Source organism: Phaeobacter sp. LSS9 (genome assembly GCF_003443595.1).
GTDB lineage: Bacteria > Pseudomonadota > Alphaproteobacteria > Rhodobacterales > Rhodobacteraceae > Phaeobacter > Phaeobacter piscinae.
In genome coordinates, this window is sequence record NZ_CP031956.1 from 1,685,014 (window position 1) to 1,710,369 (window position 25,356).

Below are 25,356 nucleotides of genomic sequence, written 5' to 3' on the forward strand. Positions count from 1 at the left end.
TTGCGTCGTCAGAGTGTCTCAGGTGGCCTCCGCATCGGAGCGCGGCGCGCCTGCCTCTTTGCTGCTGTCGTCTCCGGCTTCGGCTCCGCCCGCGCAAATCGGGCAGTCGCTGCGTTGGCTGAGGGTGATCTTGCGGCTCTCGGAATAAAGCCCGTCGTAAATCAACATCTCGCCCTGCAGGGTTTGACCTGCGCCAGTGATTGCTTTGATCGCCTCAAGTGCCATCATCGCGCCAACCACGCCGGGCAATGGGCCCACGACCCCCGCCTCGGAACAGCTGGGGGCAAGGCCTGCTGCCGGCGCTTCGGGAAAGATGCACTGATAGCAGGGGCCGCCTGTAGTGGGGTGAAACAGCGAAATCTGCCCCTCCCACTGCGACAGCGCGCCTGAAATCAGCGGCTTGCCCAGTGCCACAGCGGTCCGATTGGCCAGATAGCGCGTCTCGAAATTATCGGTGCCATCCAGGATCAGATCATAATCGCCAAACAGATCGGCGGCGATCTCCGCATCCAAGCGACGGTGGTAGGGGCTCACGGAGACATAGGGGTTCTGCGCCTCCATCGCGGCCTGCGCCGAAAACACTTTGGGCATCCCGATGTCCTGATCGCGGTGGATCACCTGCCGCTGCAGGTTGGCGTTTTCCACCAGATCATCGTCGATCACCCCGATGGTGCCGACCCCGGCGGCGGCAAGATATTGCAGCGCGGGCGCGCCAAGGCCCCCGGCCCCGATCACCAGAACGCGCGCCTTGCGGAGTTTCTTTTGCCCCGGCCCGCCCAGCTCGCGCAGGACAATATGTCGGGCGTAGCGGTCCAGCTCGCTCTCCGAAAATTTATCCGGGCGGGGTTGGGCGCCCTCCCGTGCGTCCTCCTCCGGCTGCGCGCGGCTGCGCAGGCGGCGCAGCACATGGCGATAGGCCAGCACCAGAACCACCATGCCGGCCAGCACCAGCCAGGGTGCCACAGATCCACCGGTGCCCACGCGCAGCGGTGCCGTTTCAGGCAGGGTCAGATGCACCGCCAAAATAGCGAGATACAGCACTCCAAGCAGACCCAGACGCAGGTTGCGCCCCAGCCCGAGAACCCGCCCGCCCCACCAGATCAGCGCGGCAAGAACAACAATCGACAGCATCAGTGCTGCCCCGTGGAGCCAAAGCCACCGCTGCCGCGCGCGCTGTTGCCCAGGCTGTCGACCAGTTGGAATCGCGCCTGCAGGACCGGCGCAACCACCATCTGCGCGATGCGGTCGCCATGGGCGATCTCAAATGGGGCGTCACCTGCGTTCATCACAATCACCCCCAGCGGGCCGCGATAATCGCTGTCGATGGTGCCGGGCGCGTTGGGCAGGGTGATGCCATGTTTCAGCGCAAGGCCGGAGCGGGGACGGATCTGCACCTCGTACCCTTGCGGGATTTCCAGTCGCAGCCCGGTCGGCACCAGCGCGCGGGCACCGGGGGCAAGGGTCAGGCGCGCACGATCCGGCAGGTTGGCGCGCAGATCGGCACCTGCGGCTTCGGCCGTCTGATAGGCGGGCAGCGGCACATCCCTGTCTGCGCCCTCGTCATATGTGATGCGGATCTCGACCATTCCCGTGCCTTGTCCTTATTCGTTTGTTCCTATTCGAGCACCTCAGCCCCTATCGGTCAGCGCCTCAGCAATGCGATCGGCCAACTGGCGTGCGACTGCGCCCTTGTCCATGCGCGGCCAGCTTTCGGCGCCTGCATCGGAGATCAGGATCACCGCGTTTTCGCTGCCACCCATGATGCCCGTCGCCGGGGAGACGTCATTGGCCACAATCCAGTCACAGCCCTTGCGCAGGCGTTTGGCGGTGGCGTTATCCACCACATCATTGGTTTCTGCGGCAAAGCCCACAACCAGCCCCGGTCGTCCTTCTTTCAGATGCGACACGGTTTTGAGGATGTCGGGGTTTTCGGCAAATTCCATCACCGGCAGCCCGTCCTTTGATTTTTTCAGCTTGCGGTCCGAGGCGCTGGTGACGCGCCAGTCGGCCACCGCTGCGGCAAAGACACCGGCATCCGCAGGCAGGGCGGCGGACACCGCATCTGCCATCTCTTGTGCGGTTTCAACGGCCACCACCTCCACCCCCTCGGGCGGCGCGACGCCGGCCGGGCCCGTAATGAAGACCACCTCAGCGCCCAGATCGCGCAGAGCACGGGCCAGCGCAGTCCCCTGCGCCCCGGAGGAGCGGTTGGCGATATAGCGCACCGGGTCGATGGGCTCATGGGTGGGGCCCGAGGTCAGGACAATGCGGCGTCCCTTCAGCGGCCCGTCGGTGAGTTTGGCGGCAATGGCGGCAACAATCGCGTCCGGTTCAGCCAGACGACCTAGGCCAAATTCACCGCAGGCCATGCCGCCCTCATCAGGGCCGACGCAGGTGATGCCATCCGCCAGCAGTGTGGCCAGATTGCGCTGCGTTGCGGGGTGCTGCCACATGCGGACATTCATCGCAGGCGCCAGCAGCACCGGCGTATCCGTCGCCAGCAGCAGGGTGGAGGCCAGATCATTGGCGTGACCATTGGCCATTTTCGCCATCAGGTCCGCCGTCGCCGGGGCCACCACCAGAAGATCCGCACTGCGCGATAGCTGGATATGGCCCATCTCAGCCTCGGCGGTGAGATCAAAGAGATCGCGATGCACCGCCTGCCCGGCCAGCGCCGAGACTGACAAGGGGGTGACAAATTCCTCGCCCGCCTTGGTCAGAACCGGCACCACCTCAGCGCCCTGATCCTGCAGACGGCGGATCAGCTCCAGCGATTTATAGGCGGCAATTCCGCCACCGATGATCAGGAGAATACGTTTGTTCGCCAGCATTTGCCTATCCTTGCCGCAGATCCCGGCAAACTCTACTGCGCCCTGTCGCCAGTGTGAAACGGTTTTCCACGGGGTCCACGATCAAGTGGTCGTCCCCCGGTTGAACTGCTCCCTCTTTACTGGAACGCAAGGCAGGGGTCGGGCCGCGAAACCGGCGGCCCATCCAGCAGCACGTCAAACACACCGTCGATCTGCCCGCCCTCCGACTGGCCAAGGGCGACAATTTTGAGATCAGGCCGGGCCAATCGCAAGGCCGCAGGCGCGCCCCGGTCCAGCCGGGCATGGCCATTGCCGGTGATGACAACCACCTGCGCGCGCGGTTGGTCGGCGATCCCATCTGTCAGCTGATCCAACGCCGTCACAACACCACGCGCCAGTGCGGCATCCCGCAGCCGTTGCAGGTCGACCAGTACCGGCAGCATCTCTGCGGGCATTGCGTTGCAGTGATTTGCCAGCTGGTCGGCCTCCCGCGCGGCCTGTTCGGCCTCTGGCAGCGGCTCGGTCAAACCATATGCGGCCGCCTCTGCGCCGAAAAAACGCGCCACCCCCTGCTCCATCGCGCGGCGGGTCTCAGTGCGGGGCACCAAGGCCCCGACCTGCGCGGCCCCGTGGCCCGCCGCAAAAACCGGCTGGTAGAGTGCAAATTCCGGCCAGCCGGACTGCGCCCAGTCCAGCGCCTCCGCCAATGCAGGACCATCCTGTAACAGATCCGGGGTCAGACCGGCAGCCTGCGCCGGGGTGATCATTTCCCAAACCACGGCGGCAGGCGCTAGCGCGGCGATAATCTCCGCCTGCGCTGTATGGTGGGCGGGATTGTCATGCACCTCTCCCAGAAACACCACATCCGCATCCGTGAGCCGTGACACCACGTCTAAAACGGAGGTCGCTGCCGTCGCTGTCTGGGCGGTCTGGCTGGCCGATTGATCTGCGTGGGCAGTACCGATAATTGCAGCGGCAGAGACAAGGCCGCCGAGGGCCATGGGGCGCAGCGCCGCCGCGCAGATGAAAAAGGCGCGTCCGATGTGGGTCGCGCCTTTGTTGATAAAATTACTATGGTTTGTCATAGGAGGAAGTTTTGAACTTCCCGTGAGCAGGTTTCAAGCGATTTGCGCATCTTTTGGAAGGCGCCTGCCTCCAGCTGGCGAACACGCTCCTTGGACAGGCCCAGCTCGGTTCCGAGGCTCTCCAATGTGCGCGGCTTGTCCCGCAGTTTGCGTTCCGTAATGATGAAGCGTTCGCGATCATTCAGCGCCTGCATCGCCTCCACCAGCCAGGTCCGCAGCTGCTGGGTGTCATGGCTCTCCTCGACCAGCTCGGCGGCCTGAGCGCTGTCATCTTCCAGCGCCTCAATCCACTCGCGCCCCTCTTCCTCGGCTGACTGGACAGCGTTTAGCGAGAAATCCGCGCCCGCCAGCCGCCCGTCCATCATTTGAACGTCCCGCAGTGGCACGCCGATTTCGGTGGCAATTTGCTGGTGCAGCTGATGTTGATCCAGACGTGAACCCTCGGACTGGGCCTGACGCTCCAGCTGGGCCTGCACCCGGCGCATATTGAAGAACAGTGATTTCTGCGAAGAGGTCGAGCCGGTCCGCACCATCGACCAGTTGCGCATCACATAGTCCTGAATGGAGGCCTTGATCCACCAGACCGCATAGGTGGAGAACCGCACACCCCGATCCGGGTCAAACTTATCCGCCGCCTTCATCAGGCCCAGACCCGCCTCCTGAATGAGGTCGTTCATCGGTGCGCCGTAGCGGCGGAATTTGGACGCCATCGAAATGGCCAGTCGCATATAGGCGTTGATCAAGCGGTGCAGCGCCTGCACATCGCGTTCATCCCGCCAAGCATAGGCCAGTTGCAGCTCCGTTTCCGCGTCCAGCAATTCCGCCTTCATTGCCCGCTTGGGCAACGGGTTTTCGATCATGGTATCAAGTGCCATTTTTCTTCCCCGTAGATGAATTTTGATCTGATTACGCGCGCTGCGCGGATTTGGATCACTTCACAATTGGCAAATTCCCGAAAATAAGGTCGGGACGGTTGTCTGCGGCCGGATGGGGCGTGGAGAAAAACGCATAACGCGCTGCCACATCGGGCCGGTCTGGGGTGCAATCAACGTCTGAAATATGGCGCCACCCTCGGCAGGTTGACGCGCTCTTGTGGTCAACACATCTTGTGCTGCATCGCACCCGTGGCTACCCAGTCACGCAACACTCGATGCAATCAGGGTAATAAAATTGCCGTCTAAAGTCACATTCATTCTGGGCGGCGCAGCGTCGGGCAAGTCTGCCTTTGCCGAAAACCTTTGCCTAAGCTCTGGTAAAGACAGGGTTTACCTCGCCACTTCACAAGTGTTTGACGATGAGATGCGGGCGAAAATTGATCGCCACCTCCGTCAGCGGGGCACCGACTGGATCACCCATGAAGCGCCAATGGACCTTGCGCCGGTGCTCGACTCGCTAACGGCGGATCAGATCTGCCTCGTGGATTGCGCCACCATGTGGCTCAGCAATCAGATGCTGGCAGAGGCGGATCTGGAGGCCGCTCAGCGCGACCTGCTGGAGGCGCTGGGGCGCTGCGCGGCTGAGGTGGTTGTCGTGTCCAACGAGGTGGGGCATGGCATTGTGCCGGAAAATGCGCTGGCGCGCGCCTTCCGCGAGGCGCAGGGGCGGCTCAATATCGCGTTGGCCGGGATGGCCGACCGGGCCGTGCTGGTCACCGCCGGACTGCCGCAAGTGTTGAAAGGAACGCTATGAGCAATGATGCCATCACACGGCTGTTTCTGGTCCGCCACGGTCCCACCCATGCCAAATCCATGGTCGGCTGGTCCGATCTGCCCGCGGATCTGTCGGACACCGCCGCGCTGGACCGGCTGCATGGCTACCTGCCGGAACAGGCGCTGGTGGTCTCCTCCGATCTGAGCCGGGCGCGCGATACGGCCACCGCCATCGGCCGCGACCGGCAGCGGCTGGAGGATCATCCGGATCTGCGCGAGATTCATTTCGGCGCCTGGGAGCTGCGCAGCTGGCGGGAGATTGACGCCGAAGACCCCGAACGCATCCGCGCCTATTGGGAAACCCCCGGCGATGTGACCCCGCCCGGCGGCGAGAGCTGGAATCAGGTCTGCGCGCGGGTAAATGGCGCCATCAACGGGCTGATCGACACCCATCGCGGGCGCGATCTGATTGTGGTGGGCCATTTCGGCCAGATCCTGACACAAATCCAGCGGGCCGAGCGGCTGACCGCCGAGGAGGCCTTCTCTCACCGGATCGACAATCTGTCGGTCACGGAACTCACCCATCAGGGAACCGATTGGGAGCAAGGCTGGGGCTGCGGCAAGATTAATCACATTCCGTGATGGATATGCGCACAAATATTACCTTTGGGAATATCTTGTGACGCGCTAGCCTCGCGCCATGACATATCAACTTTATATCGGTGATCGCAAGTATTCCAGCTGGTCGTTGCGCGGCTGGCTGATGCTGGAAAAATTCAACCTGCCCCATGAGGTCTCCTTGATTGAGATGTTTTCGGGCACCATGAAGGCGCAGATGGCGGCGCTGGCGCCTGCGCGGCTGCTGCCCACGCTGCAACTCCCCGATGGGACCGTGATTGGCGAAACCGTCGCCATTGCCGAAACGCTGGCGGAGCGCCACCCCGAGGCTGGCATGTGGCCCGAGGATCCGCGCCAGCGCGCAACGGCCCGCTGGTTGGTGGCGGAGATGGCCTCCGGATTTGGCGCGCTGCGCAGCGCCTGCCCGATGCAATTGGCCCATGTCTATCAGGGATTTGAACCCTCTGACGCGGTTCTGGCGGATCTGCGGCGCATTGAGGCACTGTTCGACCATGCGCGGACGGTCTCTGGCTGCGCGGAAGGCTGGCTCTTTGGCAGCTATTCCATCGCGGATGCCTTTTATGCCCCGGTGGCGGCGCGTATTGTTGGCTTTGACCTGCCCGTATCGGAGGCGATGCGCGCCTATTGCCGGGTCACGCTTTCTGACCCTGTGTTGCGCCGTTGGCGGGACCGGATGGATGAGGTGAGCTATGCCAGTGACCCCTATCCGATTGATCTGCCGCGCAAACCCTGGCAGCTGAGCTGAGCCTCCGGTCGGCCCTCAAGGTAAATAATACGTAAAACCCCAAGGGGTCCGCACGCGCATTAACGACTCCGAAACCACGTTGCCAAAGCATCTCTCCCACCCACAGCGGAAAGGGGAGAGATGATTTCGCGCGCGTATACCGTGGCCTTTCAAGGCATAGAGGCCCGCCCGGTCGAGGTGCAATGCGCCGTCGCACCCGGCCTGCCTGCCTTCTCCATCGTGGGTCTGCCCGACAAGGCCGTGAGCGAGGCGCGCGAACGGGTGCGCTCCGCCCTTGCGACCATGTCGATTGCCCTGCCCTCGCGCCGGATCACCGTAAACCTGTCGCCAGCAGATCTGCCCAAGGAGGGCAGCCATTTCGACCTCCCCATCGCGCTGGCGCTGCTGGCGGCCATCGAGATTGTGCCGCCGGAAGCCGCCTCCGAAACCATCGCGCTGGGGGAATTGTCGCTTGATGGCAGTCTGGTGCCCGTGGTGGGCGCGCTGCCTGCCGCCATGGCGGCCGCCAGTGAAGGACGGCGCCTGCTTTGCCCCAAGGCCTCTGGCGCGGAGGCCGCCTGGGTCAGTGATGCAACGGTAATTGGCGCCAGCGGGTTATCAGATGTGGTGCGGCATTTTACCGGGCAGATGGTGATCCCCCCGGCAGAACCCGGTGACGTCATTGAGGGCCCCACAGGCAAGGATCTGCGCGATGTGAAAGGTCAGGAACGGGCCAAACGCGCGCTGGAAATCGCGGCAGCCGGTCGGCACCATTTGTTCATGGTGGGGTCGCCGGGATCGGGAAAATCCATGTTGGCGGCGCGGCTGTCTTCTATTCTGCCGCCCCTCACGGCGGCTGAGGCGCTGGAGACATCCATGATCCAGTCGCTTTGCGGGTTGATCGACGACGGTGGCATTCGCCGCGACCGCCCGTACCGCGAACCCCATCACACCGCATCTATGGCGGCGATTGTCGGTGGCGGACGGCGGGCGCAGCCGGGGGAGATCAGCCTGGCCCATAACGGGGTTCTGTTTCTTGATGAGCTGCCGGAGTTCAGCCGCGCGGTGCTGGAAACCCTGCGCCAGCCGCTGGAGACCGGCCAAGTGAATGTGGCGCGCGCCAATGCCCACGTCAGCTACCCCAGCCGCTTCATGCTGGTGGCAGCCGCCAACCCCTGCAAATGCGGTGCGCTGAGCGATGCCAGCCGGGCCTGTGCCCGGGCGCCGCAATGTTCGGCGGATTATCTTGGCCGCATCTCCGGGCCATTGATGGACCGGTTTGACCTGCGGGTGGATGTACCGCCGGTGGCATTTGCCGATCTGGACATGCCGGGCGACAGCGAACCATCAGCAGATGTGGCGATGCGGGTCGCCATCGCGCGTGAAATCCAGACCAGCCGCTACCGCGATCATCCCGGCCTGCGCCAGAACGCCGATGCGGAGGGGCAATTGCTGGAAGAGGTGGCGCCCCCCGATGCCGAGAGCCGCGCGCTGTTGCTACAGGCTGCCGACCGGTTCGGCCTGACCGCGCGCGGGTATCACCGGGTATTGCGGGTGGCCCGCACCATCGCGGATCTGGATGGGGCGCCGGATGTCCGCCGCCCCCATATCGCCGAAGCGATCAGTTTTCGGATTGCTGCCTAGACGGGGTTTCGGCGCCCGTGGCTCAAAGCTTTGCCTCGATCGCCTGCCAGATTTTTTCGGCGATATTTACCCCGTCAAAGCGTTCCAGCTCCTGAATGCCGGTGGGGGAGGTCACGTTGATCTCAGTGAGATAATCGCCGATCACATCAATGCCGACAAAGATCTGGCCCTTCTCGCGCAGCAACGGACCGATGGCGGCACAAATCTCACGATCCCGGTCGCTGAGGCTGATTTTTTCAGGCCGGCCACCCACATGCATGTTGGAGCGGGTCTCGCCCGCTGCCGGCACGCGATTGATGGCCCCGACGGGTTCGCCATCGACAAGGATCACCCGCTTGTCGCCGTTGGACACGTCGGGCAGGAATTTCTGCACGATCAGCGGCTCGCGGCTGAAGCCGGTGAACAGCTCATGCAGCGAGGTCAGGTTGCGGTCATTGGCGTCGAGCCTGAACACCCCGGCCCCGCCATTGCCATAGAGCGGCTTCAGAATGATGTCGCCGTGATTTTCCTTGAACGCCTTGATGGTCTCCAGATCGCGAGCGACAGTGGTCGGCGGCGTCAATTCAGGGAAATCCAGAACCAGCAGTTTTTCCGGGTAGTTGCGGACCCAGAACGGATCATTGACCACCAGCGCCTGGCCTTTCAGGCGGTCTAGCAGATGGGTCGAGGTGATGTAATGCATGTCAAAGGGCGGGTCCTGACGCAGCCAGACCACGTCAAAGTCGCTCAGATCCACTTCGCGGCGCGGGCCGAGTTCCGCCGGGCTGCCAGCAACGCGCTGGACCGTCATATCATGGCCGCGCGCGGTGATCCGCCCTTCCTGATAGGCGAGCTGGTCGGGGCTGTAGAAAAACAGCTCATGCCCGCGCGCCTGCGCCTCCTCCGCGATGCGGAAGCTGCTGTCGGCGTTGATGTCAACGTCGGTGATCGGATCCATTTGGAAGGCGATTTTCATTATGTCAGTCCCTCATGACATGGGCAAAATGACATGGGCAAAACCGCCCACGTCGAATACATGGCCCAGCTTGGCGGCGGGTTCAATGGCTGAACTGATCAACCCTGACCATAGGCGTTTTCCAGCACCTCAACCCTGCCGGTGCCATTGACCACGGCCACGTCCAGCCGTGACTCGGTCAGCTGACCCGCAGGTTCCCCCGCCAGAAACTGCGCCGCACTGGCCATCATGCGTTGCATCTGCGCGGCATTGATGCGCGCCATTGCCTGATCGCGGGTGGCGCTGTGTTTGACCTCGACGAACACCACCATCGCGCCAAACCGCAGGATGAGATCGATTTCAGCACCGCCGCCGCGCCAACGGCGTGACGCGATCTGATAGCCCTGCCGCTCATAGAAACGCGCCACCAACTCCTCCGCCGCCTGTCCGGCGTGATGGGATTTTGCGCCACGTAGCCCGCGGGCAGAGGCGCGCTTGGGCGGGGTGTCCTGCCGCCCAGCCATGCTCAGCCTGCGTCCTTGGCCATATCAAGCGCCAGTTGGTAAATCTTCCGACGGGGCAGATTGTGCATCTCGGCCACGATGGAGGCGGCGTCTTTAACGGAATTGTCCTTCAACGCGGCGCGCAGATCACTGTCAAGATCGCCGTCGCTGACACTGGCACCGCGGGCGCGGTCCACCAGCACCACGATTTCGCCCTTCACGGGGGCCTGATCCAGACCTTCGGCGAGGGTCAGCAGGCTGTCGCGGCGCACCTCTTCGAATTTCTTGGTGATTTCACGGCAGAGCGCGGCAGGACGATCCCCGAGAACCGCCGCCATATCGCGCAGGGAGGCGGCAATCCGCTTCGGCGATTCGTAGAATACCAGCGTGCCGGGCACCGCTGTCAGCTCTTCCAGCCGCTTGCGGCGGGCACCGCTGGCATTGGGCAGAAAGCCTGCAAAGAAAAACGCATCCGTTGGCAGACCCGCCAATGTCAGCGCCGCCAGCGCCGCAGAGGCGCCCGGTGCAACGGTCACCAGATGTCCGGCCTCAGCAGCGGCGCGGCTGAGATCATAGCCCGGATCGGCGATAAGTGGCATACCCGCCTCGGAGGCATAGGCCACCGATTGGCCCTCCTCCAGCGCGGCCAGCAGGCGCGCGCGGGCCCCTGCACCGCTGTGATCGTGATAGGCCACAATCTGCCGCCCATTCAGCGGAACACCGTGGATTTCCATCAGCTTGCGCAGGGAGCGGGTGTCCTCGGCAGCGATCAGATCGGCAGAAGCCAGCACATCCAGCGCCCGCAGAGTGATATCGCGCGCGGTGCCGATGGGCGTCGCAACAAAGTAGAGGCCGGATGGCAAATGGACGATCTTGTGATTCACGCTGGACCCGCCTTGTTGGTCGTTTATGATCCCTCAGGTACCAACACGGCGTACGCCGCCGGACAAGGGAGTTTCAAGTCCATTATGTTTGCTGTTTTTCAACACGCCCGCAAGGCGGCAATGGCCGCTGCAACCGTGGTTTCGACGCTGGCACTGGCCGCCTGTGACACCTTGCCAACCGGTGGCGGCCCGTCGATCAACACAACCAAGCCCGTGCCCGTCGCCCTGCTGGTGCCGCGCGGGTCGGCCCAGCCCGGCGATGCGCTGCTGGCAAAAAGTCTTGAGAACGCCGCCCGGATGGCGATTGCCGACCTGAACGGGGCGCAGATCGATCTGCGAATCTATGACACCGCAGGCGCGCCACAACAGGCCGCAACAGCCGCGACCACCGCGATCAATGATGGCGCGCGGATCATTCTGGGGCCGGTCTATGCAGAGGCCGCCAATGCCGCCGGTCTCGTTGCCGCACAGCGCAATGTCAACGTTCTGGCCTTTTCCAACAACAGCGCCATTGCCGGTGGCAATGTCTTCATTCTGGGCCCGACGTTTGACAATACAGCGCGCCGTCTTACCAGCTATGCCGCCCGCCAGGGCAAGGGCAGTATGGTGGTTGTCAGCGGCAGCGATCCCGCAGGTCAAGCCGGTCGCGTCGCGATTGAACGCGCAGCGGCAGGCAATGGCGCCAGCATCAGTGGTGCGGTCAGCTATGAGCTGTCGCAGCAGGGCGTGATCAATGCCATTCCGACAATCCGCTCAACCGTGGCCAGCAGCGGTGCGCAATCGGTGTTCCTGACCGCGAATACCGCCGGCGCGCTGCCCCTGCTGACCCAGCTGATGCCGGAGGCGGGCGTGGATCCTGTCGCGACACAGTATATCGGCCTTACACGCTGGGACATCCCGGCACAGACGCTGGCCCTGCCAGGTGTTCAGGGCGGCTGGTTCGCAATGCCCGACACCAACCGGTCGCAGCAATTCCGCAGCCGCTATCAGGCCAGCTACGGGGCCGCGCCGCACCCCATTGGTGGGCTTGCCTATGACGGGATCGCCGCGATTGGCGCATTGGTCAGTGCAGGAAAATCCGACGCGCTGACCGGCGCGGCGCTGACCCGTGGCAATGGGTTCCAGGGCACCGGCGGCATTTTCCGCCTGCGCCCGGATGGCACCAATGAACGCGGCCTTGCGGTTGCGACAATCCAAGAACAGAAGGTTGTGGTTATTGACCCAGCTCCCAGCAGCTTCGCCGGTGCCGGATTCTGATCCAGCGCTGCCGGACACCGTCCATCTCCCACCTTTGCTGGGGCCGCTGATCTGCGACCCCGGCAAAATTTTTGACGCCGTTGCCGTACGCGCCGCCATCACCGCCCTGTCGCGGGATTGCTCGGCGGCGGAGTTGCGCGCAGGCGTTGTCAAAATCCTGCGCGAGGCCAATCTGGCCGGGCGTGCCGCCATCGCCGAGGCCTTTGCCGAGGAACCTTTTGCGGCGCGGGCGCTGACCCGGTCTTATGTCTATCTGACCGACGGTCTGGTCACTGCCGCCTATTTCACCGCCACCAGCCTGCTGCATCCGTTGTCCAACCCCACCCAGGGCGAGCGGATCGCGGTGATTGCGGTTGGCGGTTACGGCCGGGGCGAAATGGCGCCGCAGTCCGATGTGGATCTGCTGTTTCTCACGCCTTACAAAATCACCGCCTGGGCCGAGAGCGCGATTGAATCGATGCTCTATATCCTGTGGGATTTGCGCCTGAAAGTCGGCCATTCCAGCCGCACCATCCGTGATTGCATCCGGCTCGGGGGTGAGGATTTCACCATCCGCACTGCCATGCTGGAGCAGCGGTTTCTGGACGGGGACGCGGGGCTCGCCGCAGATCTGGACCGGCGCCTGACTGCGGAGCTGTTTTCCAAGGACGCTCGCGACTTTGTCGAGGCCAAGCTGGCCGAACGCGATGCCCGTCACCTGAAACAGGGGGAGCGCTATGTCGTGGAACCCAACGTCAAGGAGGGCAAGGGCGGCCTGCGCGATCTGCAGTCGCTCTACTGGATCGCGAAGTATCTCTATCAGGTGCAGGATGTGGCGGAGCTGGTGCCCATGGGGTTGTTCAGCCCGGAAGAGCTGGACTCCTTTGCCAAGGCTGAAAACTTCCTCTGGGCGGTACGCGCCCATCTGCATCTGCTGACCAAACGCGCCACCGAGCAGCTGAATTTTGACCTTCAGGTCGAGGTCGCCGCCCGCATGGGATATGAGGATCGCGCCGGGCGCCGGGCGGTTGAGGTCTTCATGCAGGAGTATTTCCGCCACGCCACCAAGGTGGGCGATGTAACCCGGATTTTCCTGACCAAACTGGAAGCCACCCACCAGAAAAGCGAGCCGCTGCTGGAACGGATTTTCCGCCGCCGCCCTCGGGTGAAGCCCGGCTATGCGGTCATCCACAACCGTCTGGATGTGGCCGATCCCGAAGCCTTTTGCGCGGACAAACTAAACCTGTTGCGGATCTTTGAGGAGGCGCTGCGCACGGGGATGCTGATCCACCCCGATGCTATGCGGCTGGTCACAGCCAGCCTGCATCTGGTCGATGACGAAATGCGCAATGACAAAGAAGCGCGGCGTATTTTCCTTGATCTGCTGCTGAAGCACGGCAACCCAGAACGCGCCCTGCGGCGGATGAACGAACTGGGGGTGCTCAGCGCCTTTGTGCCGGAGTTCGAGCCGATCGTGGCGATGATGCAGTTCAATATGTACCACTCCTACACCGTGGATGAGCATACCATTCAGGTGATCGCCAACTTCGCGGCGATTGAACGGGGGGAGCTGGAAGACGAGCTGCCGCTGTCCTCGGAAATCCTGCGCAAAGGGTTGAGCCGCAAGGTGCTGTTGGTGGCGATGCTGCTGCATGACATCGGCAAGGGGCGCGAGCAGGATCATTCGATCCTTGGCGCGCAGATTGCACGGCGGGTGGCGCCCCGGCTGGGCCTCAACAAGAGCGACAGCGAAACCGTGGAATGGCTGGTGCGCTATCATCTGTTGATGTCGGATATGGCGCAGAAACGCGATATCGCCGATCCGCGCACGGTGCGTGATTTCGCCAAGGCGGTGAAGACGATCAAGCGGCTGGACCTGTTGCTGCTGCTGACGGTCTGCGACATTCGCGGCGTCGGGCCGGACACCTGGAACAACTGGAAGGCAGCGCTGCTGCGCGCGCTTTATAACCAGACTCGCGAGGCACTGGAAAACGGCATGGAGGCGCTGAACCGCGCCCATCGCGGTACAGAAGCCAAGAAGGCCCTGCGCACCGCCCTGCCCGACTGGACCAAGGCGGAGCTGAAGGTGGAGACCGCGCGTCATTATGATCCCTATTGGCAGGGGCTGCATGTGACCGCGCATATTGATTTCGCCGAGATGCTGCGGGAGCTGACCGATCTGGATGATCCGGGAGGCATGATTGTCCGCCTGCACCCCGACGAAGACCGCGATGCGACGCGGGCCTGTTTCTGCATGGCCGATCACCCCGGCATCTTTGCCCGCATTGCCGGCGCGCTGGCACTGGTCGGGGCCAATGTTGTTGATGCGCGGTCCTATACGACCAAGGACGGCTATGTGACCGATGCCTTCTGGATCCAGGATTCCGAAGGCCACCCTTATGAGGCGGAGCGCCTGCCGCGACTGCGCGAGATGATCCACAAGACCCTGCGGGGCGAGGTGATCACCGGCGAGGCGCTGAAATCACGTGACAAGATCAAGAAGCGCGAGCGGGCGTTTAATGTGCCCACGCATATCACCTTCGACAACGACGGATCTGAGATTTACACCATCATCGAAGTGGATACGCGCGACCGGCCCGGCCTGCTGTATGATCTGGCGCGCACGCTGGCAGGGGCGAATATCTATATCGCCAACGCGGTGATCGCGACCTATGGCGAACAGGTGGTCGATGCGTTCTATGTGAAGGATATGTTCGGGTTGAAATACTACTCCGAGGCCAAGCAGAAATCGCTGGAAGCCAAGCTGCGCAGCGCCATCGCCGAAGGGGCAAAGCGGGCCGGATCATGAAGCCGATCAAACTGCTGTCAGGCTTTCTCACCGTCGGATTCTGGACGCTGGCAAGCCGCATCCTGGGGTTTCTGCGCGAAATCCTGATCACCGCCTATATCGGCCCCGGTCCGCTGATGGATGCCTTTGTGGCGGCTTTCCGACTGCCCAATATGTTCCGCCGCTTCTTTGCCGAGGGGGCGTTTAACGCGGCGTTTGTGCCGATGTTTGCCAAGCGGTTGGAGAGCGGAGAGGACCCGCAGGGCTTTGCGCAGGAGGCGTTCAACCTGCTGGCCATCACGGTTCTGCTGCTGGTGGGGCTTGGCATGGTGTTCATGCCCGGGCTGGTCTGGGCCACGGCGGGCGGTTTTGTGGGCGATGCGCGGTTCGATCTGGCAGTGGGCTACGGCAAAATCGTCTTTCCCTATATTCTGTGCATGTCGCTGGCGGCGCTGTTTTCCGGTGTGCTGAATGCCACCGGGCGGTTTGCCGCGGCAGCAGCGGCGCCTGTCTTGCTCAATATTTTTGCCTGTGCGGCGATGATTGCCGGGGCCACGATGGGGGGCGCGGTGATCACCTGGCTGGTCTGGACCATCCCCGTCGCAGGTGTCGCGCAGTTGGCGCTGGTCTGGATCGCCGCTGGTCGTGCCGGTATTCGCCTGCGCCCCGGCCTGCCGCGCTGGACGCCGCAGATGAAAAACCTCGTCCGTGTGGCGCTGCCGGCAGCACTGGCGATGGGGGTGACACAGATCAATCTGGTGGTCGGGCAGCAGGTGGCCTCTGACATTGAAAACGCGGTGAGCTGGCTGTTTGTGGCGGACCGGCTGTATCAGCTGCCGCTCGGGGTTGTCGGGATTGCCATCGGGATTGTGCTGCTGCCGGATCTGTCGCGCCGCCTGCGGGCGGGCGATGACGCCGGGGCCCGTGATGCCTTCTCCCGTGCTGGGGAGTTCTCCCTGCTGCTCACGTTGCCCTCGACCGCCGCGTTTCTGGCGGTGCCTGTGGTGCTTGTCTCCGTTCTTTATGAGCGTGGCGCAACCGGGGCGGAGGATGTGGCCGCCATTGCCCTGGCAGTTGCCATCTATGGTGCTGGCCTGCCGGCATTCGTGCTGCAAAAGGTGCTGCAACCGCTGTTTTTCGCCCGTGAGGATACGCGGTCACCGTTCCGCTACGCGCTGGTGGCGATGGTGATCAATGCGGTGCTGGCCTTTGGTCTGAAACCCTATGTCGGCTGGATCGCCCCTGCCATCGCGGCTACTGTTGCGGGCTGGGCCATGGTGGCCTGCCTGTGGTTGGGCGCCCGCCGCATGGGCGAAGTCGCGCGATTCGACCAGCGGTTCTACGACAGGAGCCTGCGCATTCTCATCGCCTCCGCCACCATGGGCGCTGTGCTCTTTGGTGTGGTGCAGCAGTTTGGCTGGCTGTTCTACCTGCCCAGCTGGCGCTACCTCGCGCTTCTGGGGCTGATCGTGCTTGGCGCAGTCGTCTATTTCGGCGTCGGCCAGATCATCGGCGCGGTGCGCCTGGGGGATTTGAGACGTGCTGTGCGGCGAGGTACGCCCCCAACCCGGTAAGACAACAGAGGCGATTTTGAACACGCCGCTAAAGGGCCGACGGCTCACTCCCGGCGGATGCGGTTGCGGATGCGGGCCCAGCCCCCCGGGGCGAGGAAGAAGGATAGGCCAAAGCCGGTGGCAAAACCGCAAAGGTCAGCGACCCAGTCAAGCGTGCCGCCGAACAACAGGCCAAACAGAAGCTGGATCCCCATCAGAAAGGCAATCAGCGTGAAGGCACGGCTTTGCTGGGCCCCGACCAGCGACAATTGCCGCCACAGAATATAGGTGAAGGCCCCGATCAGCCCATAGACCGCGGGAAAGCCACCGATCAGCGGCACCGAGGAGTGGGTCAGCAGCGCATAGCCCACAGCACCGCCAACGCCGGAGACCAGAAACACCAGCACCATGGCCAGATCGCCAAAGATCTCGCCCACCAACTTGCCCATGGCGAGGACGAAGACGCAGACAAACAGCGTCTGGGTGAAGGCGACATGCACAAAGGAATAGGAGGCAAAGCGGATCAGATGCTCCGTCGGCCATTGCCCTGTGTCCCACATCCACCAAAGCACCTCCGAGGAGAAAGCATAGGTCTGGATCGCCTCCAGCCGCCAGCCCACCGCCTCAGGCCCGCCAAAGATCCCGCGCGCGCCAAGCGAAAACCCGGCTTCGATCGCCATGATGATCAGCACAAGCGCCACTACAACCGGCGGCAGCGGATTCACCGGAGACGGTTCTTTTTGGTAGTCCATTGTGATCTTGCTCCTGCTTGCCTGCTCTGCCGCCCTGCCCCGCAGCCCGGTTGATCCGCGCGCGGTTGACGATGGTTCCCGCCATGGTTAAGCCAGCGAGGATCCTAATTCCAGACGGGAGTTTCTTGATGACCGAGACCACATTCACGCCACGCGTGTTTTCCGGCATCCAGCCATCGGGCAATCTGCACCTTGGCAACTATCTTGGCGCGCTGAAGCGGTTCGTGGACTGGCAGGCCAAGGACGTAGAGAGCATCTATTGCATGGTGGACATGCACGCGATCACCGTCTGGCAGGATCCGGCGGATCTGAAGAAATCCACGCGCGAGCTTTGCGCCGGGTTCATTGCCGCTGGGCTTGACCCTGAACAGTCGATCCTGATCAACCAAAGCCAGGTCCCCGAACACGCGCAGCTGGCGTGGATCTTCAACTGCGTGGCCCGCATGGGCTGGATGCAGCGAATGACCCAGTGGAAGGACAAGGCCGGTAAGAACGCGCAGAACGCCTCGCTTGGTCTGTTTGCTTATCCGGCGCTGATGGCGGCGGACATTCTGGTCTACCACGCCACCCATGTGCCTGTGGGCGAAGATCAGAAGCAACATCTGGAACTGACCCGCGACATTGCGGCCAAGTTCAATCACGACTACGGCGTCGACTTCTTTCCGCTGACCGAACCGGTGATCGAGGGCGCCGCCACACGCGTGATGTCGCTGCGGGACGGATCGAAGAAGATGTCGAAATCGGATGCGTCTGATGCCAGCCGCATCAATCTGACCGATGATGCCGACACCATCGCTAAGAAGATCCGCAAGGCGAAGACGGACCCTGACGCCCTGCCCTCCGAGGTTGAGGGGCTGGACGGGCGGCCTGAGGCGCGCAATCTGGTCAACATCTACGCCGCCATGGCCGAGCAATCGGTCGAACAGGTGCTGGCGGATGTAGGCGGCAAGGCGTTTTCGGAGTTCAAACCGATGCTGGCCGACCTGTCGGTTGCAAAAATGAGCCCGATCACCACCGAAATGGCCCGGCTGATGCAGCATCAGGACGAGATCGACAAGATTCTTGCACGCGGATCAGAGCGTGCCCGAGAGATCACAGCCCCCATCCTTCGCAAAACTTATGACATTGTGGGCATGGTGGCGCCGGTCACTCTGTGATATCAGGCCTTACGATCCCGCACCCTGCGGGGAGATAGATACTGGAGAATTCGGATGGCCAATGGCACCGTGAAATGGTTCAACGCAACAAAAGGCTACGGCTTTATCGAGCCTGAGTCTGGCGGCAAGGACGTGTTTGTACACATCTCTGCGGTTGAACGCTCGGGCCTTAATGGTTTGAACGACAACCAAAAAGTTTCCTACGAGCTGGAAACTGGTCGTGACGGCAAGCAGTCCGCAGGTTCGCTGGAACTGCTGTAAGGATCGCGGCGCGGAGTTTCCGCGCCCATCCATCTAAAGACGTTCTGACCACGGAAATCTGTGGATAGAATCACCCTAAGGCCGCCCGTTTCAGGCGGCCTTTTGCATGTCTGGGGTAAATTATTTTGCCGGCGCTGGAGAGCGCCACCACCGGACTGACCCGGTCAGCCAGCTACAGTGATCGGATACCGTTCATGGTCAGATCCGCCACCATCTGCGCGTAATCTTCGCGCGCCTCAGATCCGGCGCCGGAATTCCACATGTAATACCAGTTCAGCATCCCGAAGACCGACATCGTGGCGGCGCGCAGCTTCGCCGGATCCTTGGCGATGCCCTCGGCCGCGACCCCGGCAAGCGCGTCACTGACAAGGTGCACCAGTTCACGCTGATAGGCGCGCAGCAGTTTCTGCTGCTCTTCCGGCAGGGCTCCCATGGCGCTGATCTGCACCTGATGCTCGTGGTCGGCCCCCTGATAGGCCAGCAGGATTTCCGAAACGATGCGGCGCAGCCGCTGATCAGGGGAAAGCGCGCTGACGTCCACACCGCAGACCCGATCGCGCAAATCGCTCAGATAGGTATCAAGGACGCCGAACAATACGGCATCCTTGCTGTCATAATAGTGGTAGATATTGGCCTTGGAGATCCCGCATTCCCGCGCCAGCTGGGTCATCGACGCGCGGTCAAATCCCTGCTCGGCAAAGACTTTGGCCGCAGACTTCAGGATCTGGGCGCGTTTCTCGTCGTGGTCTTTTGCAATGGTGCGGGCCAAGCCGTGTTACTCCTTGCTGCGGTTGTCGACAACGCGCTTGGCCTTGCCTTGGCTGCGCTCCACCGATCCCGGCTCGCCGACGATGATTTCGGTCGAGACGCCAACCATATCCTTGATCCGCTTGGTCAGCATGCGCGCCGCTGCGGTCTTGCTCAGCTCATCTGTGGCGTCGGAAGTCGCCTCCACAAACACCCGCATCGCATCCATGCGGCCCGATTTGTAGAGTTCAATCTGGTAATACGGCGCCAGGCCACCGGTCGCCAGCAGCTGCTCCTCGACCTGGCTGGGGAAGACGTTGACGCCGCGCAGGATGATCATGTCATCGCTGCGGCCGGTGATCTTCTCCATCCGCCGCATGGAACGCGCGGTTCCCGGCAACAGTCGGGTCAGGTCGCGGGTGCGGTAACGCACCATTGGGAGGCCTTCTTTGGTGAGGGTGGTAAAGACCAGCTCGCCCAGCTCTCCATCCGGCAGTACCTCGCCGGTCTGCGGGTCGATGATTTCGGGCAGGAAGTGGTCCTCCCAGATCACCGGGCCGTCTTTGGTCTCAACACATTCATTGGCCACACCCGGCCCCATGATCTCGGACAGGCCGTAGATATCAACCGCGTGCATATCGAAGGCCTCTTCAACCTCGCGACGCATCGCATCGGTCCAGGGTTCAGCGCCAAAGATGCCCACCTTCAGCGAGCAGTCGCGCGGGTCCATGCCAACCTTGTGGTACTGCTCCAGAATGTTGAGCATGTAGGAGGGCGTCACCATGATGCCGTCGGGTTTGAAATCAGTGATCAGGCCCACCTGCTTCTCGGTTTGGCCGCCCGACATCGGAACGACAGTGGCGCCCAGCCGCTCGATCCCATAGTGCGCGCCAAGACCGCCGGTGAACAACCCGTAGCCATAGGCGTTATGCACCATGTCGCCCTTGCGCAGGCCGGAGGCGCGCAGGCTGCGTGCCACCAGATCGGCCCAATTGCTGATGTCATTCGCCGTATAGCCCACCACGGTCGGCTTGCCTGTGGTGCCGGAGGACGCATGCAGGCGCGTGATCTCACTGCGTGGTACCGCAAACAGGCCGAACGGGTAGTTGTCCCGCAGGTCATTTTTATAGGTAAATGGGAACTTCGACAGATCAGAGAGCTGTTGCAGGTCATCGGGATGCACCCCCGCCTCGTCAAAGCGCTGCGTGTACATCGGCACATTGTCATAGGCGTGGCGCAGTGACCATTTCAGCCGGTCTAGCTGCAGGGCGCGGATTTCGTCGATGGAGGCAATCTCAATCGGATCGAGATCCGCCTTGTTTGGGGTCAGGTCTTTCATGGCGTCCTCCACAGCTCGTCTTTGCAAAACAGCTTATTCATCAAACAACTGGCCCTTTATCGCGCGGGAGAAGCCCCGGAATTCAGCAATCTGTTGGCCGTTCTGGTTGCTGACTGTCACGTCGTAAATGCCGCTGCGCCCGGTCAGGGAGACCTCATGTGCCTTGGCAATCAGCCGGTCGCCCAGCCGCCCCGGCGCGGTAAAGCTGACCACATTGTGCTGCGCCACCGTCGATTGATTGCGACTGTTGCAGGCAAAGGCAAAGGCGCTGTCGGCGAGCATGAACGTCACCCCGCCATGGCAGATGCCATGGCCGTTGCAATGATGCTGGGCCACGGTCAGCTCCAGCGTGGCCTCGCCCTCGTCCACATGGGTGATCTCCATGCCCGCCCATTTGGAGGCATGGTCGCCCGCCCACATGGCAGCGGCGGATTTTTCTGCGCGGTCTTTTGGCGTCATGGTCACTTACCCTTGAACGCAGGGGCGCGCTTTTCCAGGAAGCTCGCGACGCCCTCAGCGTAATCCGCGCTTTCGCCGCAGGTCTTCATCGCGTCAGCTTCGATCTCCAATTGATCAGACAGCGTGTTGACGGCAGCGGCCTGAATCGTCTGTTTGGTCAGCCCCAGACCCAGCGTCGGGCCGTTAGCAAATTTCTCCGCCATCGCCCGGGCCTCGGTCATCAGATCGGCATCCGGCAGAGCCTTCCAGATCAGGCCCCAATCCTCGGCTGTCTTCGCTGGCAGAGGTTCTGCGGTCAGCGCCAGCCCTTTGGCGCGGGCCTCGCCCAGCAGCCGCGGCAGATGCCAGCTGCCGCCGGTGTCCGGGATCAGGCCGACCTTGGAAAATGACTGGATGAACTTGACGCTCTCCCCTGCGAGGACCACATCGCAGGCCAGCGCCAGATTGGCCCCTGCCCCGGCGGCGACGCCGTTCACGGCACAAATGACCGGAAAGTTGAGCGAGCGGATCAGGTTCACCAGCGGCGCATAGAAGGTGCGGACGGTGTGGCCCAGATCAGGCGGCCCGTCCATCTTGCGCGGATCGCGGTCGCCCAGATCCTGCCCGGCGCAGAACCCGCGTCCGGCCCCGGTCAGCAGCACCGCACGGGCACCGCCATCACGGGCCGCCTCAAGGGCTGCGCGCAGGGCGTGGTGCATCTCCTCGGTGAAACTGTTCAACCGGTCCGGACGGTTCAGGGTGATTTCCACCCATGTCCCGTGGTCCTCCACCAACAGCGTTTCAGACATTGCAGCGCCTCCCCTCGTGCAGTTGTTGACAAAGACCTTGCATAAACCGACCGGTTGGTCAATATATTTGCGACTTCTCATATTCAGACCGTGCAGCCCCCGGTCCAGACGCAAAGGAACCCGCCCATGAGCCTTCTTGATGTTTCCAGTTTTGCCGCTGGCCAGTGGATTGAACCGGGTGCAGGCGCGCGCAGCATTGCCAGTGCAATCACGGGTGCGCCGCTTGCGCAGGCGGGCAATGACGCGTTGGATGTGCAGGGGATGCTGGATTATGCCCGCACGGTCGGCGGCCCCTCCTTGCGCAAACTGACCTTCCATGATCGCGCCCGGATGCTGAAGGCGCTGGCGGCGCATCTGAACCAGCACAAACAAGCGCTATATGATCTGTCATTCGATACTGGCGCCACGCAGGCCGACCATATGATCGATATCGACGGCGGCATCGGCACCATGTTCGTTTTCGCCTCCAAGGGACGGCGCGAGATGCCGGACGCCCATGTCTATCTGGACGGTGATGTTGAGCAGCTGTCGCGCAATGGCACCTTCCTTGGCCAGCATATCTGCACGTCATTGCAAGGGGTTGCGGTGCATATCAACGCCTTCAACTTCCCGGTCTGGGGGATGTTGGAAAAACTGGCTCCGACCCTGCTGGCCGGTGTTCCGGCCATTGTGAAACCGGCCACGGCGACCTGCTATGTCACCGAACTGGCGGTGCGGCTGATGCTGGACTCCGGCATTCTACCCGAGGGCGCGTTGCAGCTGGTTTCTGGTGGCCTTGGCGACATGCTCGACCATCTTGGCATGCAGGATGTGGTCAGTTTCACCGGCTCCGCCGATACCGCGCTGAAGCTGCGTGCCAACCCGGTGATCCTTAAAAACTCCGTGCGGTTTGTGGCCGAACAGGACAGCCTCAACGCGTCTATTCTTGGCCCCGATGCGCAACCGGGAACGCCAGAATTTGATTTGTTCGTCAGGGAGGTCAGCCGCGAGATGACCACCAAGGCGGGCCAGAAATGCACCGCCATCCGCCGCATTATCGCGCCGCAAGCGCAGGTGGAGGCGGTGATCGAAGCACTCTCTGCCCGCCTCGCAAAAACCCAGATCGGCGACCCGCGCCTGGAAACCACCCGCATGGGCGCGCTGGTCTCGGGCAGCCAGAAACGCGACGTGCTGGAAAAGGCCGCGATCATCGGCCAGGAAGCTAAGCGTGTTTTTGGCGATCCGGAAAACTTCACCGTCGATGGCGCCGATGCCGAGAAAGGCGCCTTTGTGCCGCCGATGCTGTTCCACTGCGCCGATCCCGACACGGCACAGCGCGTCCATGACACCGAAGCCTTCGGCCCGGTCTCAACCATCATGGGCTACCGCGATCTGGGCCACGCCATCACGCTTGCCAATCGCGGCGAAGGGTCACTGGTGGCCTCCGTCATCACCCATGATACAGAGGTGGCCCGCGAGGTCGCGCTGGGGGCGGGCGCCTATCACGGGCGGCTTTACTTCAACAACCGCGACTCGATGAAGGAATCGACCGGCCATGGCTCCCCCCTGCCCCATATGGTGCATGGCGGGCCAGGTCGTGCTGGCGGCGGCGAGGAGCTGGGCGGCGTGCGCGGTGTCAAACATTACATGCAGCGTACCGCCATTCAGGGCTCCCCCGACATCCTGTCGGCGATTGGCGAGCAATGGGTGCCGGGTGGCACGGAGATCGCCGCCAAGGTGCATCCCTTTACCCGCAAATTCGGTGATCTGCAGTTGGGAGAAACCCTGCACAGTGCTGCGCGCCAGATCACGCTGGAGGACATCGAGACCTTTGCCCATTTCACCGGCGATACCTTCTATGCCCATATGGATGACGAAGCTGCCGCGCGGAACCCGTTCTTCCCCGGTCGTGTCGCCCATGGGTATCTGTTGATCAGCTTTGCTGCCGGCCTGTTTGTACAACCTGATGAGGGGCCAGTTCTGGCCAATACCGGGCTCGACAATCTGCGGTTCATGAAACCTGTTTCCGCGGGCGACAGCATCAAGGTGCGCCTGACCGTCAAGAAGAAGACCCCTCGTAACGAGGAATACGGCGAGGTGCGCTGGCATGTCACCCTGACCAATCAGGATGATGAAATTGCCGCCGAATATGACCTGCTGACCATGAACGCGTTCTGATCGGCCCATGTCATCAGACGGTCGTCCGGTCTGGCCTATCCGGGCCGGGCGACTTATCTATTATATATGACCGACGCACAGACCTCCTGGTTCGACACCACCGTAGCTGCCCTGAGCGATCCGCAGAACCAGCGGGTCTGGTCGATTATCGTATCGCTTTTTGGCGATCTGGCGCAGCGGGACGGGGACCAAATTGGCGGCAGCGCCCTCACCCGGATCATCACTCCGATGGGGATCAAGCCTGAGGCAATCCGCGTTGCCTTGCACCGGCTGCGCAAGGACGGCTGGATCGACAGCACGCGCTCAGGCCGCGCGTCGGTGCATTTTCTGACCCAGATGGGCCGCAGCCAGTCCGCCGCTGTCACCCCGCGCATCTATGCTCCGGCGACACCCACCCCCGATGACTGGCACCTGCTGATTGCACAGGACGGGCAAGGCGGCGCGCTGGATGCGCTGTTGCAGCAGCCAAATTACGTCGCGGTCAACCGCTCTACCGTGCTGGGCCATGGCCCCCTGCCACGGGAAAGGGACCGATTTCTGGTGGTCGATCAACCGGATCTGGCGGTGCCTGACTGGCTGCGCCAGCGGCTGTTTCCAGAAGATCTGAAACTGGCCTGTGCCCGGCTCGATAGCACCTTATACGGCGTCAAACCGCCGGAGCTTGATGCGGATGCAAATGCCCTTGACCCGGCACAGATCGCCACGCTGCGCACCCTGATCGTGCATCGCTGGCGCCGTGTGGTGTTGCGGCATCCTGATTTGCCGCCCCGCTTTCATCCCAATGACTGGGCCGGAGAACACTGCCGCCAGCGTGTCGCATCGCTGTTGCGGCACCTGCCGCGCCCCCGGCTCAGCCCAAATGGTGAGCTGATCGCTGCTGACGCCCCCTGAAAGGTAGCCCCGCTTGCGCCCGACGCTGCAGCGGTGATGATTTTTCTTTACAAACCTTGGCGAGAAATCTACCCAAAGTCGCAGATGGTTCCCACGGCCCCAAAGCGGTCACGGGATGAAAAGGGAACGTGGTGTGGTGTAGCCAAAAGGCGCCAAATCCACGACTGCCCCCGCAACTGTGAGCGGTGAGCGACCTCGATAGACCACTGGCCTTTGGGCCGGGAAGGCCGAGGCCCGCAGCAACCCGCAAGTCAGGAGACCTGCCATCCACAGGAAACCTATTGAACCGGACGGGGTGTTCCGGCGGGCAGGATGATGCGGCACGACGCTTTGGCGTGGCTGGTCCCCTTCCCCCT

Annotated in this window: 24 protein-coding genes and 1 riboswitch; of the genes, 11 read left to right on the plus strand and 13 right to left on the minus strand. The window is 62.6% G+C overall.

The window, feature by feature from the left end:
• Window positions 1-18: 18 nt before the first annotated feature.
• The 5 genes from D1820_RS08015 to D1820_RS08035 all read right to left on the minus strand — a co-directional run bounded on the left by D1820_RS08015 (window position 19) and on the right by D1820_RS08035 (window position 4,770).
• Entirely contained in the window at window positions 19-1,131 is a 1,113-nt protein-coding gene (locus D1820_RS08015) for a molybdopterin-synthase adenylyltransferase MoeB (protein WP_118068466.1), read from the minus strand.
• Window positions 1,131-1,586: a dUTP diphosphatase gene (gene dut / locus D1820_RS08020; RefSeq protein ID WP_118068467.1), complete on the minus strand. Its 456-nt coding sequence runs from the start codon at window positions 1,584-1,586 to the stop codon at window positions 1,131-1,133. The genes D1820_RS08015 and dut overlap by 1 nt, the downstream gene beginning before the upstream one ends.
• Window positions 1,587-1,628: 42 nt before the next feature.
• The gene (gene coaBC / locus D1820_RS08025) at window positions 1,629-2,831 is read right to left on the minus strand and encodes a bifunctional phosphopantothenoylcysteine decarboxylase/phosphopantothenate--cysteine ligase CoaBC (RefSeq protein ID WP_118068468.1); all 1,203 of its coding nucleotides are present in this window, start codon (window positions 2,829-2,831) and stop codon (window positions 1,629-1,631) included.
• 116 nt (window positions 2,832-2,947) lie between these two features.
• Complete coding sequence (locus D1820_RS08030) at window positions 2,948-3,895, minus strand: ChaN family lipoprotein (protein WP_118068469.1); 948 nt, start codon at window positions 3,893-3,895, stop codon at window positions 2,948-2,950.
• Window positions 3,892-4,770 (minus strand): RNA polymerase factor sigma-32, encoded by an 879-nt coding sequence (locus tag D1820_RS08035; RefSeq protein ID WP_040173382.1) that lies wholly within the window; start codon window positions 4,768-4,770, stop codon window positions 3,892-3,894. The genes D1820_RS08030 and D1820_RS08035 overlap by 4 nt, the downstream gene beginning before the upstream one ends.
• 295 nt (window positions 4,771-5,065) lie before the next feature.
• Here D1820_RS08035 and cobU point away from each other — a divergent pair, with 295 nt between their 5' ends.
• From cobU to D1820_RS08055, 4 genes are all read left to right on the plus strand, one after another.
• Window positions 5,066-5,584, plus strand: coding sequence for a bifunctional adenosylcobinamide kinase/adenosylcobinamide-phosphate guanylyltransferase (gene cobU, locus D1820_RS08040; protein ID WP_118068470.1), 519 nt, complete (start codon window positions 5,066-5,068; stop codon window positions 5,582-5,584).
• On the plus strand, window positions 5,581-6,186 hold the full coding sequence (locus D1820_RS08045; protein ID WP_118068471.1) for a histidine phosphatase family protein: 606 nt from the start codon (window positions 5,581-5,583) through the stop codon (window positions 6,184-6,186). Before cobU ends, D1820_RS08045 begins: the two co-directional genes overlap by 4 nt.
• A 58-nt stretch (window positions 6,187-6,244) precedes the next feature.
• Window positions 6,245-6,928 carry a glutathione S-transferase gene (locus tag D1820_RS08050; RefSeq protein WP_040173376.1) on the plus strand — a complete coding sequence of 228 codons (684 nt, stop codon included), beginning with the start codon at window positions 6,245-6,247 and terminating at the stop codon, window positions 6,926-6,928.
• Between the two features lie 120 nt (window positions 6,929-7,048).
• Window positions 7,049-8,551: a YifB family Mg chelatase-like AAA ATPase gene (locus tag D1820_RS08055; RefSeq protein ID WP_118068472.1), complete on the plus strand. Its 1,503-nt coding sequence runs from the start codon at window positions 7,049-7,051 to the stop codon at window positions 8,549-8,551.
• A gap of 22 nt (window positions 8,552-8,573) precedes the next feature.
• Here D1820_RS08055 and gshB read toward each other — a convergent pair whose 3' ends face one another.
• The 3 genes from gshB to rsmI form a co-directional block, all read right to left on the minus strand.
• Window positions 8,574-9,506, minus strand: coding sequence for a glutathione synthase (gshB, locus tag D1820_RS08060; protein WP_118068473.1), 933 nt, complete (start codon window positions 9,504-9,506; stop codon window positions 8,574-8,576).
• A 98-nt stretch (window positions 9,507-9,604) separates the two neighbouring features.
• Window positions 9,605-10,009, minus strand: a complete 405-nt coding sequence (locus D1820_RS08065; protein ID WP_118068474.1) for a YraN family protein — start codon at window positions 10,007-10,009, stop codon at window positions 9,605-9,607.
• A 2-nt stretch (window positions 10,010-10,011) separates the two neighbouring features.
• On the minus strand, window positions 10,012-10,872 hold the full coding sequence (rsmI, locus tag D1820_RS08070; RefSeq protein ID WP_040173368.1) for a 16S rRNA (cytidine(1402)-2'-O)-methyltransferase: 861 nt from the start codon (window positions 10,870-10,872) through the stop codon (window positions 10,012-10,014).
• A gap of 84 nt (window positions 10,873-10,956) precedes the next feature.
• Between rsmI and D1820_RS08075 the strand changes: the two genes are divergently transcribed.
• The 3 genes from D1820_RS08075 to murJ are packed head-to-tail and all read left to right on the plus strand — an operon-like array spanning window position 10,957 to window position 16,470.
• On the plus strand, window positions 10,957-12,129 hold the full coding sequence (locus tag D1820_RS08075; RefSeq protein ID WP_118068475.1) for a penicillin-binding protein activator: 1,173 nt from the start codon (window positions 10,957-10,959) through the stop codon (window positions 12,127-12,129).
• Window positions 12,089-14,917: a [protein-PII] uridylyltransferase gene (locus tag D1820_RS08080; RefSeq protein WP_205521402.1), complete on the plus strand. Its 2,829-nt coding sequence runs from the start codon at window positions 12,089-12,091 to the stop codon at window positions 14,915-14,917. Before D1820_RS08075 ends, D1820_RS08080 begins: the two co-directional genes overlap by 41 nt.
• On the plus strand, window positions 14,914-16,470 hold the full coding sequence (gene murJ, locus D1820_RS08085; protein ID WP_118068477.1) for a murein biosynthesis integral membrane protein MurJ: 1,557 nt from the start codon (window positions 14,914-14,916) through the stop codon (window positions 16,468-16,470). Before D1820_RS08080 ends, murJ begins: the two co-directional genes overlap by 4 nt.
• Before the next feature lie 44 nt (window positions 16,471-16,514).
• Here the strand turns inward: murJ and D1820_RS08090 are convergent, their stop codons facing one another.
• Window positions 16,515-17,201: a rhomboid family intramembrane serine protease gene (locus D1820_RS08090; RefSeq protein ID WP_118068478.1), complete on the minus strand. Its 687-nt coding sequence runs from the start codon at window positions 17,199-17,201 to the stop codon at window positions 16,515-16,517.
• Window positions 17,202-17,329: 128 nt separating this feature from the next.
• Here D1820_RS08090 and trpS point away from each other — a divergent pair, with 128 nt between their 5' ends.
• Together trpS and D1820_RS08100 are read left to right on the plus strand one after the other, a co-directional pair.
• Window positions 17,330-18,358 carry a tryptophan--tRNA ligase gene (gene trpS / locus D1820_RS08095; RefSeq protein WP_040175385.1) on the plus strand — a complete coding sequence of 343 codons (1,029 nt, stop codon included), beginning with the start codon at window positions 17,330-17,332 and terminating at the stop codon, window positions 18,356-18,358.
• A 54-nt stretch (window positions 18,359-18,412) separates the two neighbouring features.
• Window positions 18,413-18,619 (plus strand): cold-shock protein, encoded by a 207-nt coding sequence (locus D1820_RS08100; protein ID WP_014875579.1) that lies wholly within the window; start codon window positions 18,413-18,415, stop codon window positions 18,617-18,619.
• A gap of 172 nt (window positions 18,620-18,791) precedes the next feature.
• Here D1820_RS08100 and D1820_RS08105 read toward each other — a convergent pair whose 3' ends face one another.
• The 4 genes from D1820_RS08105 to paaG are packed head-to-tail and all read right to left on the minus strand — an operon-like array spanning window position 18,792 to window position 21,952.
• Window positions 18,792-19,388, minus strand: a complete 597-nt coding sequence (locus D1820_RS08105; protein ID WP_096872215.1) for a TetR/AcrR family transcriptional regulator — start codon at window positions 19,386-19,388, stop codon at window positions 18,792-18,794.
• A gap of 6 nt (window positions 19,389-19,394) precedes the next feature.
• The gene (gene paaK / locus D1820_RS08110) at window positions 19,395-20,705 is read right to left on the minus strand and encodes a phenylacetate--CoA ligase PaaK (protein WP_118068479.1); all 1,311 of its coding nucleotides are present in this window, start codon (window positions 20,703-20,705) and stop codon (window positions 19,395-19,397) included.
• 33 nt (window positions 20,706-20,738) lie between these two features.
• Window positions 20,739-21,164: a hydroxyphenylacetyl-CoA thioesterase PaaI gene (gene paaI, locus D1820_RS08115; protein WP_096872218.1), complete on the minus strand. Its 426-nt coding sequence runs from the start codon at window positions 21,162-21,164 to the stop codon at window positions 20,739-20,741.
• 2 nt (window positions 21,165-21,166) lie between these two features.
• A complete protein-coding gene (paaG, locus tag D1820_RS08120; RefSeq protein WP_118068480.1) occupies window positions 21,167-21,952 on the minus strand; it encodes a 2-(1,2-epoxy-1,2-dihydrophenyl)acetyl-CoA isomerase PaaG in 786 nt (261 codons plus the stop codon).
• A gap of 126 nt (window positions 21,953-22,078) precedes the next feature.
• Here paaG and paaZ point away from each other — a divergent pair, with 126 nt between their 5' ends.
• Both paaZ and D1820_RS08130 read left to right on the plus strand, forming a co-directional pair.
• The gene (gene paaZ / locus D1820_RS08125; RefSeq protein ID WP_118068481.1) at window positions 22,079-24,109 is read left to right on the plus strand and encodes a phenylacetic acid degradation bifunctional protein PaaZ; all 2,031 of its coding nucleotides are present in this window, start codon (window positions 22,079-22,081) and stop codon (window positions 24,107-24,109) included.
• A 66-nt stretch (window positions 24,110-24,175) separates the two neighbouring features.
• Window positions 24,176-25,000: a PaaX family transcriptional regulator C-terminal domain-containing protein gene (locus D1820_RS08130; RefSeq protein WP_118068482.1), complete on the plus strand. Its 825-nt coding sequence runs from the start codon at window positions 24,176-24,178 to the stop codon at window positions 24,998-25,000.
• Between the two features lie 68 nt (window positions 25,001-25,068).
• Window positions 25,069-25,283, plus strand: a riboswitch (cobalamin riboswitch).
• The last annotated feature ends 73 nt before the right edge of the window (window positions 25,284-25,356 follow it).

Coding starts and splice junctions, on each gene's coding strand:
- D1820_RS08100 (WP_014875579.1), top strand. CDS start 18,413: ATGGCCAATGGCACCGTGAAATGGTTCAACGCAACAAAAGGCTACGGC.
- gshB (WP_118068473.1), bottom strand. CDS start 9,506: ATGAAAATCGCCTTCCAAATGGATCCGATCACCGACGTTGACATCAAC.
- D1820_RS08130 (WP_118068482.1), top strand. CDS start 24,176: ATGACCGACGCACAGACCTCCTGGTTCGACACCACCGTAGCTGCCCTG.
- paaG (WP_118068480.1), bottom strand. CDS start 21,952: ATGTCTGAAACGCTGTTGGTGGAGGACCACGGGACATGGGTGGAAATC.
- murJ (WP_118068477.1), top strand. CDS start 14,914: ATGAAGCCGATCAAACTGCTGTCAGGCTTTCTCACCGTCGGATTCTGG.
- coaBC (WP_118068468.1), bottom strand. CDS start 2,831: ATGCTGGCGAACAAACGTATTCTCCTGATCATCGGTGGCGGAATTGCC.
- dut (WP_118068467.1), bottom strand. CDS start 1,586: ATGGTCGAGATCCGCATCACATATGACGAGGGCGCAGACAGGGATGTG.
- trpS (WP_040175385.1), top strand. CDS start 17,330: ATGACCGAGACCACATTCACGCCACGCGTGTTTTCCGGCATCCAGCCA.
- D1820_RS08050 (WP_040173376.1), top strand. CDS start 6,245: ATGACATATCAACTTTATATCGGTGATCGCAAGTATTCCAGCTGGTCG.
- D1820_RS08030 (WP_118068469.1), bottom strand. CDS start 3,895: ATGACAAACCATAGTAATTTTATCAACAAAGGCGCGACCCACATCGGA.
- D1820_RS08055 (WP_118068472.1), top strand. CDS start 7,049: ATGATTTCGCGCGCGTATACCGTGGCCTTTCAAGGCATAGAGGCCCGC.
- D1820_RS08065 (WP_118068474.1), bottom strand. CDS start 10,009: ATGGCTGGGCGGCAGGACACCCCGCCCAAGCGCGCCTCTGCCCGCGGG.
- D1820_RS08015 (WP_118068466.1), bottom strand. CDS start 1,131: ATGCTGTCGATTGTTGTTCTTGCCGCGCTGATCTGGTGGGGCGGGCGG.
- D1820_RS08035 (WP_040173382.1), bottom strand. CDS start 4,770: ATGGCACTTGATACCATGATCGAAAACCCGTTGCCCAAGCGGGCAATG.
- paaZ (WP_118068481.1), top strand. CDS start 22,079: ATGAGCCTTCTTGATGTTTCCAGTTTTGCCGCTGGCCAGTGGATTGAA.
- D1820_RS08090 (WP_118068478.1), bottom strand. CDS start 17,201: ATGGACTACCAAAAAGAACCGTCTCCGGTGAATCCGCTGCCGCCGGTT.
- paaI (WP_096872218.1), bottom strand. CDS start 21,164: ATGACGCCAAAAGACCGCGCAGAAAAATCCGCCGCTGCCATGTGGGCG.
- D1820_RS08075 (WP_118068475.1), top strand. CDS start 10,957: ATGTTTGCTGTTTTTCAACACGCCCGCAAGGCGGCAATGGCCGCTGCA.
- D1820_RS08045 (WP_118068471.1), top strand. CDS start 5,581: ATGAGCAATGATGCCATCACACGGCTGTTTCTGGTCCGCCACGGTCCC.
- paaK (WP_118068479.1), bottom strand. CDS start 20,705: ATGAAAGACCTGACCCCAAACAAGGCGGATCTCGATCCGATTGAGATT.